This window comes from Paraburkholderia sp. SIMBA_030 (assembly GCF_046535245.1).
GTDB lineage: Bacteria > Pseudomonadota > Gammaproteobacteria > Burkholderiales > Burkholderiaceae > Paraburkholderia.
On sequence record NZ_JAWRXB010001784.1, the window covers coordinates 1 to 231 of the forward strand.

Annotated in this window: 1 protein-coding gene; it reads left to right on the forward strand. The window is 55.0% G+C overall.

All coding sequences use genetic code 11. The features are described 5' to 3' along the window. The first annotated feature begins 18 nt into the window (after positions 1-18). Positions 19-162 (forward strand): EamA family transporter, encoded by a 144-nt coding sequence (locus tag SB772_RS46120; protein ID WP_410839282.1) that lies wholly within the window; start codon positions 19-21, stop codon positions 160-162. Positions 163-231: the final 69 nt, after the last annotated feature.

Sequence of the window (231 nt, forward strand, 5' to 3'; positions counted from 1 at the left end):
GTGGCGGGGTCGGTTTCGGTGGTGACGGTGATCAGCACACTGTCCGGTGGAATTGCCGCCATTCTGGGCTATGTGTTCTTCAAGGAAAGACTGGCGAAGGTGCAGGTGCTGGGTCTCGTGTTGGTCCTGGTTGGCGCGTTCGTGGTGCATCTGAAAACCTGAAACAGCGCCCACAAAAAAGCCGCCCCAGAGGGCGGCTTTCTTATTATCAAACCAACACTTACAACTTAG